This is a genomic window from Amycolatopsis heterodermiae (assembly GCF_034929455.1).
GTDB classification, from domain to species: Bacteria; Actinomycetota; Actinomycetes; order Mycobacteriales; family Pseudonocardiaceae; genus Amycolatopsis; species Amycolatopsis heterodermiae.
In genome coordinates this window covers 253,077-269,313 of the sequence record NZ_JAYFSI010000009.1, presented here as the reverse complement: position 1 = coordinate 269,313, position 16,237 = coordinate 253,077, and the positions used below count along the sequence as shown (strand labels likewise).

The 16,237-nt window shown below is 65.8% G+C and carries 12 protein-coding genes, 1 tRNA gene and 1 pseudogene; 7 read left to right on the top strand and 7 right to left on the bottom strand.

Going from position 1 to position 16,237, the window contains the following annotated elements; translation table 11 throughout:
- Positions 1 to 115: 115 nt before the first annotated feature.
- The gene (locus tag VA596_RS33505) at positions 116 to 2,317 is read right to left on the bottom strand and encodes an RICIN domain-containing protein (protein ID WP_323332305.1); all 2,202 of its coding nucleotides are present in this window, start codon (positions 2,315 to 2,317) and stop codon (positions 116 to 118) included.
- A 287-nt stretch (positions 2,318 to 2,604) separates the two neighbouring features.
- On the opposite strand from VA596_RS33505, the gene VA596_RS33500 reads away from it, so the two are divergent.
- Positions 2,605 to 2,677 (top strand) — tRNA-Ala (locus tag VA596_RS33500).
- 128 nt (positions 2,678 to 2,805) lie between these two features.
- Here the strand turns inward: VA596_RS33500 and VA596_RS33495 are convergent.
- The 5 genes and pseudogenes from VA596_RS33495 to VA596_RS33480 all read right to left on the bottom strand — a co-directional run bounded on the left by VA596_RS33495 (position 2,806) and on the right by VA596_RS33480 (position 6,316).
- Positions 2,806 to 3,936, bottom strand: coding sequence for a tyrosine-type recombinase/integrase (locus VA596_RS33495; protein ID WP_323332303.1), 1,131 nt, complete (start codon positions 3,934 to 3,936; stop codon positions 2,806 to 2,808).
- 335 nt (positions 3,937 to 4,271) lie between these two features.
- Positions 4,272 to 4,682 carry a transposase gene (locus VA596_RS50735; RefSeq protein ID WP_410171947.1) on the bottom strand — a complete coding sequence of 137 codons (411 nt, stop codon included), beginning with the start codon at positions 4,680 to 4,682 and terminating at the stop codon, positions 4,272 to 4,274.
- On the bottom strand, positions 4,600 to 5,403 hold the full coding sequence (locus VA596_RS33490; protein WP_323332301.1) for an IS110 family transposase: 804 nt from the start codon (positions 5,401 to 5,403) through the stop codon (positions 4,600 to 4,602). The genes VA596_RS50735 and VA596_RS33490 overlap by 83 nt, the downstream gene beginning before the upstream one ends.
- Before the next feature lie 427 nt (positions 5,404 to 5,830).
- Positions 5,831 to 6,004, bottom strand: a pseudogene (locus VA596_RS33485) (mini-circle protein); the annotation flags it as partial.
- Between the two features lie 189 nt (positions 6,005 to 6,193).
- Positions 6,194 to 6,316: a hypothetical protein gene (locus tag VA596_RS33480; protein ID WP_323332300.1), complete on the bottom strand. Its 123-nt coding sequence runs from the start codon at positions 6,314 to 6,316 to the stop codon at positions 6,194 to 6,196.
- Positions 6,317 to 6,523: 207 nt separating this feature from the next.
- Here VA596_RS33480 and VA596_RS33475 point away from each other — a divergent pair, with 207 nt between their 5' ends.
- On the top strand, positions 6,524 to 9,271 hold the full coding sequence (locus tag VA596_RS33475; RefSeq protein WP_323332299.1) for an ATP-binding protein: 2,748 nt from the start codon (positions 6,524 to 6,526) through the stop codon (positions 9,269 to 9,271).
- 205 nt (positions 9,272 to 9,476) lie between these two features.
- A complete protein-coding gene (locus tag VA596_RS33470) occupies positions 9,477 to 10,325 on the top strand; it encodes a helix-turn-helix domain-containing protein (protein WP_323332297.1) in 849 nt (282 codons plus the stop codon).
- 119 nt (positions 10,326 to 10,444) lie between these two features.
- On the opposite strand, the gene VA596_RS33465 is transcribed toward VA596_RS33470, so the two are convergent.
- Positions 10,445 to 10,669, bottom strand: a complete 225-nt coding sequence (locus tag VA596_RS33465; protein WP_323332295.1) for a DUF397 domain-containing protein — start codon at positions 10,667 to 10,669, stop codon at positions 10,445 to 10,447.
- Between the two features lie 151 nt (positions 10,670 to 10,820).
- Between VA596_RS33465 and VA596_RS33460 the strand changes: the two genes are divergently transcribed.
- From VA596_RS33460 to VA596_RS33445, 4 genes are all read left to right on the top strand, one after another.
- Positions 10,821 to 11,843, top strand: a complete 1,023-nt coding sequence (locus VA596_RS33460) for an AfsR/SARP family transcriptional regulator (protein ID WP_323332293.1) — start codon at positions 10,821 to 10,823, stop codon at positions 11,841 to 11,843.
- 17 nt (positions 11,844 to 11,860) lie between these two features.
- The gene (locus VA596_RS33455; RefSeq protein ID WP_323332291.1) at positions 11,861 to 14,155 is read left to right on the top strand and encodes a hypothetical protein; all 2,295 of its coding nucleotides are present in this window, start codon (positions 11,861 to 11,863) and stop codon (positions 14,153 to 14,155) included.
- Positions 14,156 to 14,259: 104 nt separating this feature from the next.
- Entirely contained in the window at positions 14,260 to 15,006 is a 747-nt protein-coding gene (locus VA596_RS33450) for a hypothetical protein (RefSeq protein ID WP_323332290.1), read from the top strand.
- Positions 15,007 to 16,236, top strand: coding sequence for an OmpA family protein (locus VA596_RS33445; protein ID WP_323332289.1), 1,230 nt, complete (start codon positions 15,007 to 15,009; stop codon positions 16,234 to 16,236). It abuts the gene before it with no gap.
- Position 16,237: the final 1 nt, after the last annotated feature.

The window sequence follows — 16,237 nt, the reverse complement described above, 5'->3', positions numbered from 1 at the left end:
TAATCACACTTTTGGCGGTTGCCGCCTACCCTGACCAGCGGGTTCTTGCGGAGTAATTCACGAAGCGTGAGGACCGGCGTGCGCCGCGGCCGCCACCACGGCGCACGCCGGTTGATCAGGGGTAACTGACCAGGTTGACCGGCTTCGTCCCCTGCGGGGTGGTGTCACCGGTGGTGTTGATCACGTGGGTGATCGTCCCCTGGTAGTTGAGGGAGACGGTCACCATGTCGTGGAACCTGACACCAGGCGTGTTCGGCGCCTCGAAGGCATGCGCGCTGGCGACCGAGGGGTTGGTGCTGAAGAAGCAGTAGCTGCCCAGCCCCCACGCCTCGTGACTGGTCACGTTCGGGCCCACCTTGTAGGCGGAGTAGCCCTTCGTGGACCCGTTCATCCAGCCCGCCTGGTTCGGCACGTCGTACGGCATCTCGTTCTGGAAGAAGTACGTCCGGCCGCCGTTGCCGTTCCAGACGACCTGCGTCTTCTGGTAGTGCTCGACGAACAGGCCGTACATCGTCACGTTGTTGCCGTTGACCGTGAGCCCGGTGTCGGCGGTGTTGGTGGTCCAGCCGACGTTGTTGCCGTTGTCGGCGTGGTCGGCGCGCCAGATCCACATGTGGTCGCCGATCACGTTGTTGCTGTTCACCACCAGGCTGTTGGTCGCCTTCCCGACGGCCGGGCCGCCGATCCGGAAGAACACGTCGTGCAGCGACGTCGGGTCCGCCGAGTGGTCGGCGGTCGAGCCGGCCGCGCCGACCTGCATGAGCGTGTTCGAGTTGGTCGTGCCCGCGTCGATCAGCAGGCCGGCCACCTTCACGCCGTTGACGTCGTCGACGTTCATCGCGGTGACGCCGTTGTCCGGCACCATGGTGGCGATGCCGAGGCCGAGCACGACGGTGTCGGGCCGGGTCACGTGCAGCGCCTGGTTGAGGTGGTAGACACCCGGCGTGACCAGCAGGTTCTTCCCGGCGGCCAGCGCGGCGTTCATGTCCGCGGCGGACGCGCCGGGCTTGGCGATGTAGAACTGGTCGATCGGGATCGAGCTGCCGGGCGCGGCGCCGTTCGCCCAGCTCGTGCCGGACGCGTTGGTCTTCACACCCGGGACGAACACCTGGTAGTTCCCGGCGTTGTCGATGTAGAGGAACGGCTTCTCGCGCGTCACCGGCGTGGTGCCGACCGTGGTGTACGGCGGCGACGGGAACGTGTTCTGCGGAGCGCCCTGGACGCCGGCGAAGACCATGTTCCAGTTCGAGCCGTTCCAGCTACCGAACTGCGAGTTGCGCGAGATCCACTGCTGCTGCGAGCCGGAGCGGACCTGGCCGTCGATCTTCGAGTCGGAGATCCAGCCGCCGCTGGCCCACCCACCGTCGTCGAGCTGCAGGTCGCCGCGGACGTGCATGCGGCGGTACGGCGCGGCCTGGCTCACGGCCCAGCGGTCGGCGCCGCCGGTCGGGTTGACCGAGAGGTTCTCGGCGCCGCGCCAGAAGTTCTGCGTCGCGTTCTGCGGCGGGAACCAGTCGGCCTCGACGTGCACGGCGCCGTTGATCGTCACGGCGTCCGGGCTGAGCCCGAGGCCGAGGACCTGCGTGTAGAAGCCGACGTTCACGTCGTTGGAGTACGTGCCCGGCTTGAACATCACGGCGTAGCGCTGGCTGCCGAACTGGTTGCGTTCCTGCTGGCTGAAGATGCTGTTGAGCCGGCTCTGGATGCTGGAGCTCGACATCGACGGGTCGAAGATCACCACGTTCGGGCCGAGGTCCGGCTGCCCGGAGGTCGGAGGAGTCGTGCCACCCACGGGGGTAAGTGTGAACGACTGCGCGGTGGTGCCGTTACACGAGTACTGCTGAAGCTGGACGGAGTCCGCGGTGGAGGCGCTCGGGACGTCGAGGCACTTCCCGCTGTTGCGGTTCACGAAGTGGTACCGCCCGCTCCCTTCGTCGACGGCCTGCCACTGCTGGTTGAGGCCGCTCGAATAGGTCCAGAGCTGCACGAGCCCGCCGTCGGCGGTGGAGACGTTGGTGACGTCCCAGGCCGCGGCCGGGTTGTTGCGGGTGTTCACCCGGAAGTAGCCGTCACCGGTCGACTGGAACTGCCACTCCTGGGAAGCGGACGAGTTGCAGGTGTACTGCTGCACAACGGTGCCGTTGGCACTGGCTGCGGCCCGCGCGTCGACACACTTCCCACTGTTCACCGCGGCGACCGTGTACCACCCGTCCGGGGTGACCGCGGCCTGAGCCACCGGCGCCGCCACGGCGATCGCGCTCCCGACCAGGACGAACGCCGCGGAAAGCAGCGTCATCACCCGCCGTCTCGTCTTCATGCGAAACCTCCTCCGCCGCACACGCGGCATCCTTCGAGCAGGAAACGGCAGAGGCGTGCCCGGTCTAGGGGTAGACGCGGCGTAACGGGCGGGGACCTCGGCGTCACAACCGCCGAAAATGTAACGGCGGACACACCGGGAGTCAATACACGCCTAAAAATAAGTCCTAAAACTGCAGGTCACAAGGCTGGGCCCTACTTAGTGACCTTGCAGGCACCCCCGCGTTGAGGGCGTCGGAGCGGCGTGTACTGTATGGCCATACGAGATGCGGAGTTCACCTTCGCCTCGGGGCTATGGCGCAGCTGGTAGCGCACCTCACTGGCAGTGAGGGGGTCAGGGGTTCGAGTCCCCTTAGCTCCACATCATACGGAACCCCTTCGTTTCAGCCGTTGTGGCTGGTCGGAGGGGTTTTCTGCGTTCCGGGTTCGATCTTCGATGATCGCCTTTCCGGAGTGATCTTGTGCTCCTGGTGGGACAAAACTGGAGCACTACCCCAGCCCCGGCGCGACGTCCGTGCGGTGTTCCCGCTGCTTGTCGGTTCGTCGGCGAGTGACCCCCACCGTGGCGAAGAGGGGGACAACCCGTGCCACCCGCCGACTGTCGGCCACACTCGGTGACGGCGTTGGCGGTGGCGGGGCCGCAGTGTGCCAACGCCGCTCGAGGCCTTCCAGCAGCCGCTGTTCGACCTCCGGCGCGACGTGGGAGTAGGTCTCGATGACCCGGTTGTCCAGATGATGACCAAGCCTCCGAGCCTGCGCGATCTCCGGTGCGCCGCCGGCGATCAGCCAGGTCTTGTGGCTGTGCCGCAGCCCATGGAAGGTCAACCCAGGCCGAACCGCCGCGCAGCCCGCCTTCGCCTCGGACGCCTCGCTGCCGTCGACCGCGGGGCGGAAGACGCGGCGGAGGAACGTTGAGCGCCACAACCAGGTTCCGCTCGGCGTAGTGAACACGAATTCGTACCGGTGCCGGGCGAGATGCTCTCGCAGCAACGCAGTCAGAAACGGCGGCAGCGCAATCGTCCGCGCCGAGGCCCGGGTCTTCGGCGGCCCCAGCCACCGCATCGACCCCGACTCGTGCAACGCACCCACCAGCGGATCAATCACGATCACGCCACGTCGGAGATCGACGTTATCCCGGTGCAGGCCGGCCAGTTCACCCCATCTGCAGCCGGTCCACGCCGCGGCGATTACCAACAGCCGCGCGATCGGGCCGCCAAGGAGGCCGGCCTGCTCGGCGATCCGCACCACCTGCTCCGGCGTCGCCCAGACCCGCTCCCCCACCGCCCGCCGCGACCGCCGGCCACGACGCCTCCGCCGACGCACCGGATTGAACGGAATCAACCGCTCGTCGGCCGCATCAGTCAGCAACATCGACAGCAGGTTCAGCTGCGAGCTCACCGTCGACGGGACGTATCCGTCCCGCTCCAGTTGTCGGGCCCACTCGGTCACGCCCAGCGCCGTGATCGCACCCAGCGACAGATCGCCGAACTTCGGCAGGATTTGACACCGCAACCTGCTCCGATAACTCTCGATCGTCCGCGGATCCAGATCCAGTGACCGGAACCACCGCACCACCCAGTCGGCGACCGTGACCGCGCTGTCGGCCGGATCGATCCACACCCGCCGACGCCGATCCACCTCCAACCCAGCGGCATAGGCGACAGCATCACGCCGCGAGCCAAATCCGGACACCGACCGAACACCGAAACCTTGCCGCCGATACCTCACCCGCCACGACCTGCTGCCACACCGCTCCACCCACGCCACAACGACCTCCACACCTGGCTGAGACCAACGAGACGCTGGCCCAGCAGTGGAGTTCCCCGACGCAGACATCTCCAGCATCCGCCCTCAACGACGATGCAGCCGCCAGCCGGCATCCAAATGCGCAGACCGAGGTGACCGGTCCGTACGCACTCTCATGGCTCCCCTCTTAGGAAGCCGCTGCCCTATCCTTATAGTCGGGCAGGCTCGGGAAGTGACTGTTCCGAAGTGCTGACCATGGGGTTCAGGTCAGCCGCGCTTGAGTCAGAAGCCGCCCCCGAATGCCCTCCCGGGCCTGCCGCTGTGCGCACTGCGTCGGCGACCATCCGACGGTAGACGACATCGGACAGACGGCGTTTCAGACACCGCATCGCTTCCATACTCGTCTTGCCGTCCGCCAGTCGGCGCTGGCAGTAGGCGCGGCCGGGTGTGTCGTGACGGACCTGGACGATGGCCATCACGTGCAGCACCCGATTGATCCTGCGGTTTCCCGCCCGCGACAGCCGGTGCCGACGACGATCACCAGACGACGCCTCCAACCGTGCGGTGCCGTTCCAGGACGCGAACCGTCCCTTGTCGGCGGCCCGGCTGCTCGGCGACATCACCGATGTCGCCGAGCAGCCGGGCGGCGCTGGATGGGCCGATCCCGAACAGTTCCAGCAGTGTGCTGCCGGTGGAGGCGACCAGCTCACCCAGTTCGGTGTTGGCGGTCTTGATCCGCTTGTCGATGCGGTCCAGCTCGGTGATCAGGTCCGCTGCCAGCCGCCGTCGAGTCCTGCCCACGACATCACGCGGCCGCACCGAGGCCAGCAGCGCGCGGGCTTGGGTGGCGGACAGGAACTTCTTCGCCCCGCCTGCAAGCAGCTCCAACAGCAGGCGATGCAACCGGTTGACGACCTGGGTGCGAGCGTGGCCCAGTTCGTCACGATGATCCACCAGCAACCGCAGCGCCGCCGTCGCGTCATCGACCTGAACGAGCCGCAAACCCTTGGTGCGTAACGCGACTACGGCGACCGAATGCGCGTCGACCGGGTCGGTCTTGCGGCCCTGACCGGTGGCGAACACCCGTACCCGCGCCGAGAGTTTCGCCGGTACGTCGACCACGGTCTCGCCGTCGGCGACCAGGCGCTGCGCGAGGTGGCGGCCGATGCCCTGGACCGCCCACAGCCGTTGCGTATGCCGGCGACCGGTGGCCAGCATGCGGTGGTAGCCGTTCTGATCGGTGCCGAACCGCCCGGTGTGCAGCACGTGCTCGTGTTCGTCGATGATCTCGATGGTGGCGGACCGCTTGTGTGGATCCATGCCGATGATCACTGGTGTCACGTCGTTCTCCTCGCTGTACCTGGGCTGGGTATCAGGCGAGGTGGGCAGCGCTACTTCGAGCTGAGCAGCCCCCTCTTGAGCCACATCCCGCCACGGTGTTCGACGGGCGGCACGCCATGAGTGAGCCACACCGACAGCGTGGTGGGCAGCCGATGAGAGAGCTACCCGTCGAACACCTCGACCAAGCCTGGCCCGGCATCGGTCGTACCGCCATTCAACAAGTAGCCGATGTGAGTACCTAGTCTGCGTGTGCAGATTGGGCTGATCGCGCACTGTGTAACAGACCTGATGTGGCAGGCAACCACTTTGAGTTTTCCAAGGAGGAGCAGGCGATGGGCGAGTCAGATCGCGTTGGTGCGGTTCGGCGAAGTGGATGTGCTGGTGCAGGCAATCCCAGGTGGCGGGTCGCAAAGCTGGCGTCATCATTGAGCAGGTTCGTGCCCGACGGCACCGCGAACGTGTGTAACTCCGGTTCGGGTGCGCCGTCGACCTTTGCGGCGATCGAGGTCCGGAGGTAATCGAGGAATCCTCGCAGGACCCCGACTTCACTGCTCCCGGTCCGGGGCGGCGGAGTGTCGCGGCGGCGGGCGGTCTGAGCCACGGTGGTCGCTTCCCTTCGTGGATGGGTCGGCGCTGTTAGTCTCGCGAGGCCCGCCCGATCTGGCATGAAAAGTTGCGGTTCCGGCGAAGATGATCTTCGCGCTCGGCATCCCGATTCGTCCTGGTCCGATCCACCATGGCCCGTACTGCCTGAAGCTGGCCTTCGAATGGCTCGGATATCCCGATCCGATCAGCTTACGAACAGGAACGTGATTGCGATGGCATCCATCTGGTCCCTCAAGAGCAAACGACGACGCATCATCTTGCTGATCATCTCGGTTGCCCTGCTGATGACGGCGGCGTCCGGCGACATGTCACTCACGATGGCGGCGGAGACTTACCTGGCGTGTGCCTCGCTGATGAGCTGCCAGCGACGCGAACCCGTCCGCTCCCCCTGCCGGAAATGCCGGCGGCGCCGTCGCGGTCCCGTTCGCCGGTAATGGCCCAGCACCACCGCACGAGAACGGGGCTGACGGCGGAAGTCGGCGGTCGAACGACCCAGGACACAGGAGTTCCGACGATGTCGAACAAGCAGGACCGGGCGGTGTTCTCCGCGGCACCCGACCCCGGCCGGGCACGGACGCTGGCCGACCTGATCGAGCTCCTTCGCCTACTCAAGGTGTGGGCTGCCGACCCTTCCTACGAGACGATCACCTGGCGGGTCAACGAGTTGTGGCGCGCGGCGGGACTGCCTCCCCGGGAGTGGACCACCTACAAGAACACCGTGGCGGCTTGCTTCGTAGTCGGACGCCGGCAGCCCAAGGATGATCTTCTGCTGGCGATCGTCGAGGTGCTGAACCCGGACCCCGGGTATGTCGCCCAGTGGCGCCAGGCGCTGCGCATCGTCCGCGGCGAGGCGGCGGCGGCGATGTTCGTGCGGGCGCATGCCACTCTGCCGGACGACAGCACGCCGTTCATCGGCCGGGCCCCGGAACTCGCCAGCATCATGGAACGGTCGCCGGGCGCCGTGCCGTGCTGGGTCATCGAAGGCATGCCCGGCATCGGCAAGACACAGCTGGCCGTCCACGTCGGCCACCTGCTTCTCCGGGGGCCGGCCTTCACCGAGGTGTTGTTCGCGAACCTGCGGGGCTTCCACGACGACCCGTGGCAACCGCCGGTCGCGGCGACGGCGGTGCTCGACACGTTTCTGCGGGTGCTCGGGCTACCGGGCCGTGACGTTCCGCACGATCTCGCCGGCCGCGCCAGACGGTACCGAGAACTGCTGCGCGACCGTCGCGTTCTTGTCGTGCTGGATAACGCGGCCGATGTTGACCAGGTACGCCCGCTGGTGGCCGACGCGCCCAACTGCCTGACGTTGGTCACCAGCAGGCACCCGCTCACCGACCTGCTCGGTGCCAGGCGACTGCCGTTGGACGGCTTCACCGAGTCCGAGTCGTTGGACCTGTTGCGGGCCGTCGCCGGAGCCGGGCGGATTGACGCCGAACCCGGCATCGCCGCGTCCATCGCCAGTGCGTGCGGCAACCACCCGCACGCACTGGCGCTTACGTCGAGTCGGATCAGCGCCCAGCCCGACTGGACACTCGTCGACCATCTCGCCCGACTCACCAGCCAGCGGGCGAGCCTGCGGATCGACGACGCGGTGGAGACGTCCATCGGTCTGTCCTACGACCTGCTGCCCGCGCGGAGCGCGACGATGCTCCGAAGGCTGGCGTTGCACCCCGGCGAGGACCTCTCGGTGCACGCCGCGGCGGCCGTCGCGGGCACGTCCCGCCAGGTCGCCGAACCGGAACTGACCCGGCTGACCGCGCGCTATTTGCTCCGGCAGCGGGGGGCGCACAGATATCAGCTGCACGACCTGGTCCGCACCTACGTGCTGGCGCGGGGTCGCGACGAGGACCCGCACACGGAGCGCGGCCTGGCCCGCACCCGGCTGTTCGTGCACTACCTGCACACCGCGGCGCGCGCTATGGACCGGTCAGCGCCGCACGAACGGCATCTTCGTCCCGTCATCGCCATGGCTGAGCCACCCGAGCAGGACTTCGCCGACGCCGCGGCGGCGAGGGCCTGGCTGGACGCCGAACGCGCCAACCTCGTAGCGCTCGGGGTCCACGCCGCGGACGAGAGCTGGCCGGAGGCCGACATCGGCTCGCTCGCGCTGGTCCTGCACCGGCACCTGCACAATGCCGGGTACTACCACGACGTAGAGGCGCTGCTCACCAGGGCGTTGGCGGATTCGACTGGCGCGTGGCGCGGCACCGTCGTCACCGGTCTCGGGCTGGTGCGGCTGCGTCTGGGCAGACTGGACGAGGCCGCGGATAGCTTCCGGCTGGCGCTGACAATCGCCGAGAACAACGGCGACCGCGTCGGCGAAGGCCGGGGCCTGATCAATCTCGGGGTGGCGCTCTGGCAGCGGGGCGACCATCACCAGGCAGCGCTGGCGTATCACGACGCGTTCATCGTCGCAGGAGCCGCCGGTGACCGACTCGGCGAAGGTCGCTCGCTCAACGCGCTTGGCACGATAAACGGCCATCGCGGTCGATATGCCGTGGCGCAGGCGTGTTTCACGCGGGCGGCCACCATCGCCGGGCAGCAGGGCGACCCTGTGCTGGCCGGCCGGGCGCAGGGCAATCTCGGCGTACTGTGCCAGCGCCGGGCCGACTATTTCGGGGCGATTCGTCACCACGACCGCGCGCTCATGCTGGCCGGCGTCGCGGGTGACCGGGCCGGTGAGGTCGCCGTACTGGCCAGCCTGGCCGGCCTCTGGCAACGCCTCGGCTACCCCGATCGGGCGATCGAGCACGGTCTCCGGGCACTGGCCGTGGCCACGGAAATCGGTGACCGGACGGGCGAGATCAACGCGTTGGTCAGTCTGGCGGTGGCCAGGCAGCGGCTGGGCGACGTCGACTGGGCGGTCGAGCACGGCACCAGAGCGCTCACTCTGGCCAGGGAGATCGGTGACCGGGGCGGGGCGGCGAACGCGCTCTGCACGCTGGCCGTGGTGGCCGGACGCGGTGGCCGTCCCTCGGTGGCCGTCGCGCGCTATTACCAGGCACGCGTCCTCGCCGTCCGTACCGGTGACCGTTCGCTGGAAGCCGAGGTGTGCAACGGGCTCGGGGAAGCGGTCCTGGCGCTGGGTATGCCGGTACGCGCGAGCCAGCACCACTACCGTGCCCTGCGGATCAGCGATGAGATCCGGGACCGGCACGAGCAGGTGCGCGCACACCGTGGCCTTGTCGCGGCGCTGCGGGCAGCCGGGCAGTTCGGCCAGGCCGCATGGCACCGGCAGTGTTACGAGGCGCTCGGGTAGCCACCCACAGTGCTTGGTACCACTGAGTCGAAAAATCACGAATCAAACCATGTTTCACCCCTAGGACCCCAGCGCAGAGTCATCTGACTCGTATCGTACGCTTGACGGCACTTCATGATCGTGATTGATTCGAATAATCATGAATCACTATGAGAGAGAGGGCTCCGAGGTTCAGATGCCATCGGCTGGCGCCACCCGGCAGCCGATGTCGAAGCGGCAGCAGTTGGCCGCCGAACTGCGCAGCTCGCGTGAGCTAGCCGGCAAGTCGGGACGTGCACTGGCCAAGGAGGTCGGTATCAGTCAGGCCAAGGTGTCGCGCATCGAGTCCGCCCAGACGGTTCCGTCGAGAGATGAGGTCGCCGCGTGGCTCGCGGCCACCGACGTACCAGAGCGCCAGCGCGTCAGGGTGCTCGAGCTGACCGACTCGGTGTTCAAGGAAGTGAACAGCTGGCGGGCGGTCCTGCGCGCCCGCCAACATCATCAGGACGACGTCGAGGAGTTGGAGACCAGCGCTCGGCTCGTGCACTGTTATCAACCCGCCGCAGTACCCGGACTGTTGCAGACCCCGGAGTACGCCCGCCGCATGTTCGGTATGTCGCACGTCCCGTTCAGCGTCGACGGGCTTTCCTCCGCCCTGGCGGCCAGGATTCAGCGGCAACTACTGCTCTTCGAGGTCGACCGCGGCTTCGAGTTCCTGATCACCGAGGCGGCGCTGCGCTGGCGGCCGGGACCGCCGAGCCTCATGGTCGCCCAGCTCGACCGGATTCTCTCGCTCAGCACGCTCGAGAACGTCTCCATCGGCATCATCCCGGTCGGCCAGGAGGCCCGAACGCCGATGGATCACGTGTTCATCTGCTACGAGCAGGAGGAAGGCGATCCTGGCGCGTTCGTCGAGATCGAAATGGTCCACGACAACGTGATCATCCGAGATCCAAACGAGGTGGCCCACTACCGCCACCGCTGGTCGCTGCTCACCCAGGCGGCGGTATTCGCCGACGACGCGAGACAGCTCCTCAATTCACTACTTATGGAATTCCGGACGAGGAGGGACTAATGCCCAGTTCCCAATACCACGACCGCATCGCCACGCGCGTGGCGAGGTTCAGGGGGTCCGTTCTGGTGCGCCGCGACAGCTCGGGGGCTGCGCACCAGAACGGGTGGGCCTTTCGTCAGCTACGACGCGGCGTTCGCCTTGATGGCGACCATCAAGGCGGCCCAGCCCGCGCTGCTCACCGAGATCTGCCCGTCCGATGGGTTCTTGGAATCCCGGACCAGGAAGTCGGCGCCAACCGTCGCAACCTCGACACAGTTGCCATTCGGACCCGAAGCCGTGGCCTTTCGCCAGACGAGGCCGTTCAGCGCGTCCGGCGGCGTCCAGGTCCCGTTCGTTCCACCCATGATTGTCTCCTTCGTCGGTCGTGGTCGGCGCTTTTCGCCAACCACGACCAACTTCCGCCCCTGACCTGGGAAGGCAGCAGGGTTCCCGCTGTTGTTGTAACTGGGAACGGCACTGAACGCCGTGGTGTCAACCGAATGGAGAGCATGATCAGTGGCAGCAAGTAAAGCGGTCTCCGTCAACGACCAAGAGCCCAACGTCGATATCCGGTTGTTCGGCGCATGCGAGCTTCACGTTGACGGCGAGGTCTACATCTTCAACGGCGAAAAAGAAACAAAACTGCTGGTGGGACTGGCGATAGTCAAGGGTCAGAAGGTCTCGAGAGAGCGTCTGCGGGACGTGATCTGGGACGACCCCGAGCACTCTGATGACGACCTGTCCCATCTGATGCGCCTGCTACGCGGGCATCTGAAGGATTTCGGTCTGCCCGCGGTGTTGCCGCGCCCCAGGGATGGCGTGTGCCAACTCCTTGTCAAGCCCACTTCGGTGGACCTGCACCGATTCGATGAACAACTCAAGAAGGCAAAGGCGACCCGTAGCGCGGAGGACTATCGCTCGGCGCTCGGCCTGTTCGCTGGCGAGCCGTTCGCCGGCGTGAAAGGCCGCACCATCGATTCTCTTCGCGCACGATGGACAGGGGAGTACGGCATAGCCAAGAAGGAACTGGTCGAAATCGAGATGAAGAACAAGAATTACGCCAACGCGCTCGTCGATCTGGCCGAGATGCATCACAATGACCCGACCAATGAACCGGTTTCCTATCAGTACATGTTCGCACTCGCCAAGCTCGGCGAAGTGGACAATGCTCTCGACGTGTACAACGAGTTCGCATTGGAAATGCGAAAGAAGCGGCGTCCGATCTCCAGCGAGCTTGGCGCGCTACGCGACCAGATAACCCAGGGACTCGTGCGGAGCGAAATCCCGCCAGCGTGCGAGAATGAGTACCACACTCGAGAAGAAACAGCGTCGTCCGCACACAATGCATACGATGAGCAGGACACATCCCGAACGACGACGGGCATCAAATTTGCCGCCGGACCCGGCTCGCTGGCACTTGAAAATCTCGTCTATCAGCCACCAGACCCATCAGCTGTCCAGAACACGAAAACGACTGGGCCAAAGGTTTCCCGCGACGGTGGAATCACTATCGAAAACGTAATCGACTATCGGAAATAGAACACTGAGAGTGAGTCATGGACGGCAACGAGGCGGGGACCGAAGGCGGGGCGCATGAACCGGCCGACCACGATGCAGCAGAGGCCGGTAACCCGACGCCGCCGGCGCATGACATGCCGGAGTCCGCGGAGCGGGCCCCTGCTCCGGGCAAGCCCCCGGAGCAGCTCGAACAGCGAAACGACGTAAGTGGTACCGGCACCTCCGAGGCCGCGCCCGAATCGGCTGCCGACGAGACACAGGAAGAGCTCGGCGAAGCCGAGACGTCGGACGCGGACTGGAAACGCCACGATGAGCAGCTTCGCGCGCAGAAGGAGAGCTTCCTTCGCTCCCTCGGTGCCCACCCCGAGTTCGCTCAACGAACCGGACGCAAGGTGGCTTTCGCGGGAGGCGTGTCGGCTGAGAATTTGAACCTGTATGGCGCCGCCGCGGGTCGTCCCTCGGCTCGCGGCGACAACCTGCCTGTCACCATGGTCGACAACCTTCTCGACCGGTACGTCGACAACGGGCAGCTTGCGGAGCAGATCACCCACCTGTCAGACAATCGCCTGATCTTCTCCAGCGGCGCGGACGGCACGGGCCGTAGACTCGCCGCTTATGCCGCACAGGCGCAACTTTGCGGCCGAGACAAGATCCGCAACATCGATCTCGATGAGAAAGCGGCATTCACCGCGATCCTCGACGACAAGGATGTGCTACGCAGAGGCTGCGGCCACGTCGTCGAACTTGACATGCCGCAGGTCGGGATCCGCCAGAGCACCTTGACCACGTTGAGCAGCAGACTGGCGTCCGAAGACGCGTACATGGTGATCATCGGCCCGCCACTGGACTCCCCGAGTCCGCTACGGCACTACGAGTTGACGCACAAGCCACCGGATTCGACCGCTGTGCTACGCCGCCACCTGGCCCACGAACTGGCGATTCCGGCCGGAAGCGCACCCGGCCACCTCGCCGAGCCGAACTACCTGAACTCGTGCCTTACCGACGACAAGATCGTCGAGTATCTGGCGCTACGGCCCCGGCCCGGTGAGGTAGCGCAACTCGCCAAGCGGCTGAACGCGGTCCGCGACCAGGGCGGGACTCCGGCAGACGCGGTGTCGCTGCTACCCGACGCGCTACGCGACGAAGCCCGCGACCGCCTTCGGCCCAAGACCGGCGACGACGACTTCACCAGTCTGCGCAGGATGAGCGCGGTCATCACACACGCCATCTATACCGGCAGCCCACCCGGCGTGGTCCGCGACGTGACGGCGATGCTGTTCGACATCCTGGTCCCGCCACGGGATCGAACCCCGAAGCAGCAGCACCATGCGCGGGTGGTTAGTGATGTGGGCGGCCAATCGACGCGGAACGGCGATCCGAACCAGGTCACCAGTGGACGTGCCAAGCCCCCCGACGATCCAGCGTTCGCCGGTGCCGTGCTGGACGTGTCCTGGCACGTCTACGACCTGCAGGAACCGTTGGTCACCGTCCTGTACCGGCTCGGCGGTGACCCCCGCGAGCAGGTGCGCATGCGCGCGGGCCAACTCGCGGGCCAACTCGCCATCTACGACTTCGGATATGTCTACCGCTCGCTGCTGCGCCCCTGGGCCGACTCCGCGAAAGCCACACACCGCCAGGCAGCAGCATGGGCGATCGAACGTGTGCTGCTCGACCCTAAGATGGCTGGCCGGGCCCGTCGCCAGGTCCAGGACTGGGTGCTCAGTCCGAATCCGCGCCTAAACGACACCGCCGCGCTGACCATGGCAACGTCACACGGCTACGGGCTGATCGACGAGCTGTGGCTCTACCTGTGGTTCATCGCCATCCGGGAGACCCAGGTCAACAGTAGCGCCGTCGCTCAGGCGGTGGCGCGGTTCTGCCAACCTGACCAGCCGGGCTCCGTCCGGTTCGTGCTCGGTGAGCTGACGCGCTGGGTGCGGGACGAGGACGGGGCCGCCTGGGTTCGGGTGCAGGCCGCCCGCGCGCTGCTGTTCACGGCACACGAGACCGCGCCCGAGCCGTACGAACTGTGGCCCGGCCTGCTGCACACGGCGAACCAGGAGGAGGAAGCGTGGGACCAACTCGCCAAGCTCTGGCAGATCGCCCTGACCGAGCGCGTCATCTCCTACCGCGCATGGGACGTTTTGCGCACCTGGCTGCAACAGGCCGACGGCAAGGGTGAGCTCGAGCACGTAGCCGGGAAGTTCGCCATCGGTATCCTGCGCGAGCAACCGATACGAAGTCGCGCCGTCTTCTATCTCGATATCTGGCAGCGCGCGGATCCAGACACGGCTATCTTCAGCACCGTCTATACAGCAATTCTAAGGGGATAAATCATATGTCGAACTCCGACCAAAGGAACAATCCACGAAAGCGGAAAGGATTCTGGCGCCGGGTCGCCGATTGGTTCCGGCAACCTCGCGTCGAGGAATCGCCTGTGCGACTGGATCCGCCACCGATTCAGGCGCCGGTCACCGTGAGCGAAACAAGGACCGGCGAGACGCTCACCGTTCCCGCACAGGGAGGCGTTTTCAGCTTCGTCGTCCGATACGACATCAACTTCTCCGCGGACGGGATTTCCCGGGAAGAACTGTCGAGCAAAGCCGACACCTGTCAGAAGAGTTCCGTACCGGTGATGCTGAACAAGATCTGGCCGATCGGGCGGGAGTTCGCACCGTATCACCCGGCGGAAGCGGAAAGCGCGATGAATGAGGCACTCAAGAGGGAATGGTGCTTCAACGAAAACGGTGACGTCGTCCACTGCACCGCGGTCGCGCGGGTCACCTCGGACGACGCCCTCCTCGCCAAGCAGCGACCGGCCTGGGAACGTCTGGTCGCCCTGGACGCCGCTCGCCATGCCGAACGGCACCGCATCGAGTACGTCACCGAACTGCTCACCGCATGGCTCGACTTGTTCAAGAAGTTCGGCACGGCACCAGCCGTGATTCAGGCGGCCATGCTCACCGATAAGGAAGTGTCCAGTGTCTTGCGGGACCTGGCGAGGATGGAGCTCGCTATGGGCACCGATCTGATCAACGTGCTGGAACGGGTCGGCGCGGCGCACGCCAAGGTTGGGTTGTTCGAGTTCGCCAAGTCCTACGACCTGGCGGTCCGCAAATTCGAACAGGAAGCCGGTCTCGAACCGGGCAAGGTCAGTATCGGCTTGTCGAAGGACGGTGAATAGATGGAGATCCACAGGGCAACGGTGGTGTTGGCCGCGGTCATGGTCTTCGGTGCCAGCATGATCTCCGGATGCGCCAAGGAAATCCTCGGCGACACCGATCAATGCGGCTGGCTTTATGAAAAGCCGGAGAGCGACGTACCGGAAGCCGGCCAGACGGCGATCCTCATCGACGTGTCGAACTCGACAAGGGGAAAGGACGGCAAGGGTAGCCTGAACTACCGAGAAGCGCTCAAGGACGAGATCAGCGACGCGGCCGAGGCGGGCGACACCGTCTCCATCGGTGTCTTCGACGGCTCGGCGGCCACCTTCCAGTGGATCGAAAACGGTTTGATCACCAATCGCGGCGCTGCCACCCCGGACAACAAGAACACGGACAAAAAAACGTCGGAAGAATGCCTGGGAAAGGTGGTCGACAAGGCTATGGCGACTCCGCCGAGGACACCCGGCTCCGACATTCTCGGGGCGCTCGACATCGCCGGCGAGAAAGTGACGGGCGCGGATCACCACGGACGCATCGTGCTGGCCACCGACGGGTATGCCACGGTCGGCTGCGCCAGCCTGACCGGAGTGGACATCGGCGACGCGGACGTCGTCGAGCGCATCAGCCAGCGGTGCAAGCACGATCCACACGCAGACCTGTCGAAGACCAACGTCGTTCTTCTCGGCGTCGGTCTCGCCGCTGAGGGCCAGGTGCCCTCGTCCAGCCAGCTCTACTCGCTCGCCGGGCTGTGGGAGCGCCTGTGCGCCGACCTCGCCGGTCCGGACAACTGCACGGTGCCACTGATGTCGATCAGGCGTTCGGACAGCGGACCTGCCGCCGATCCCAAGATTACCGACCCACCGGTGCGGTTCCGGAAGGAGACGACGGAGACCTACAAACTCGAGTTGGGAACGTTGTTTAAAGACCCGAACTCGTTCCAGGTCAGCAGTGCCGGCCAACAACAAATATCCCAGATCGCCTCCCAGATTAAGACAAGCGGTATGGATCGCGTCCTCGTCCACGGTTATACGGAGGCAGAAGCCACTCCGTCCGAGAACCGACAGCTCGCCCAGTGGCGGGCCGACGCCGTCCGAGCGATCCTCGTCCGGGAAGGAGTGACCGGCGTGACCACCGTGGCCCACGAGGGAACCGCGCCGCAGTGTGGTCAGGCGCGGCGAACCCAAGAGGACGACGAGAAAACCCGACAGTGCAGGCGACGCGTCGACATTGTCGCCACTACAGCTGGATGAG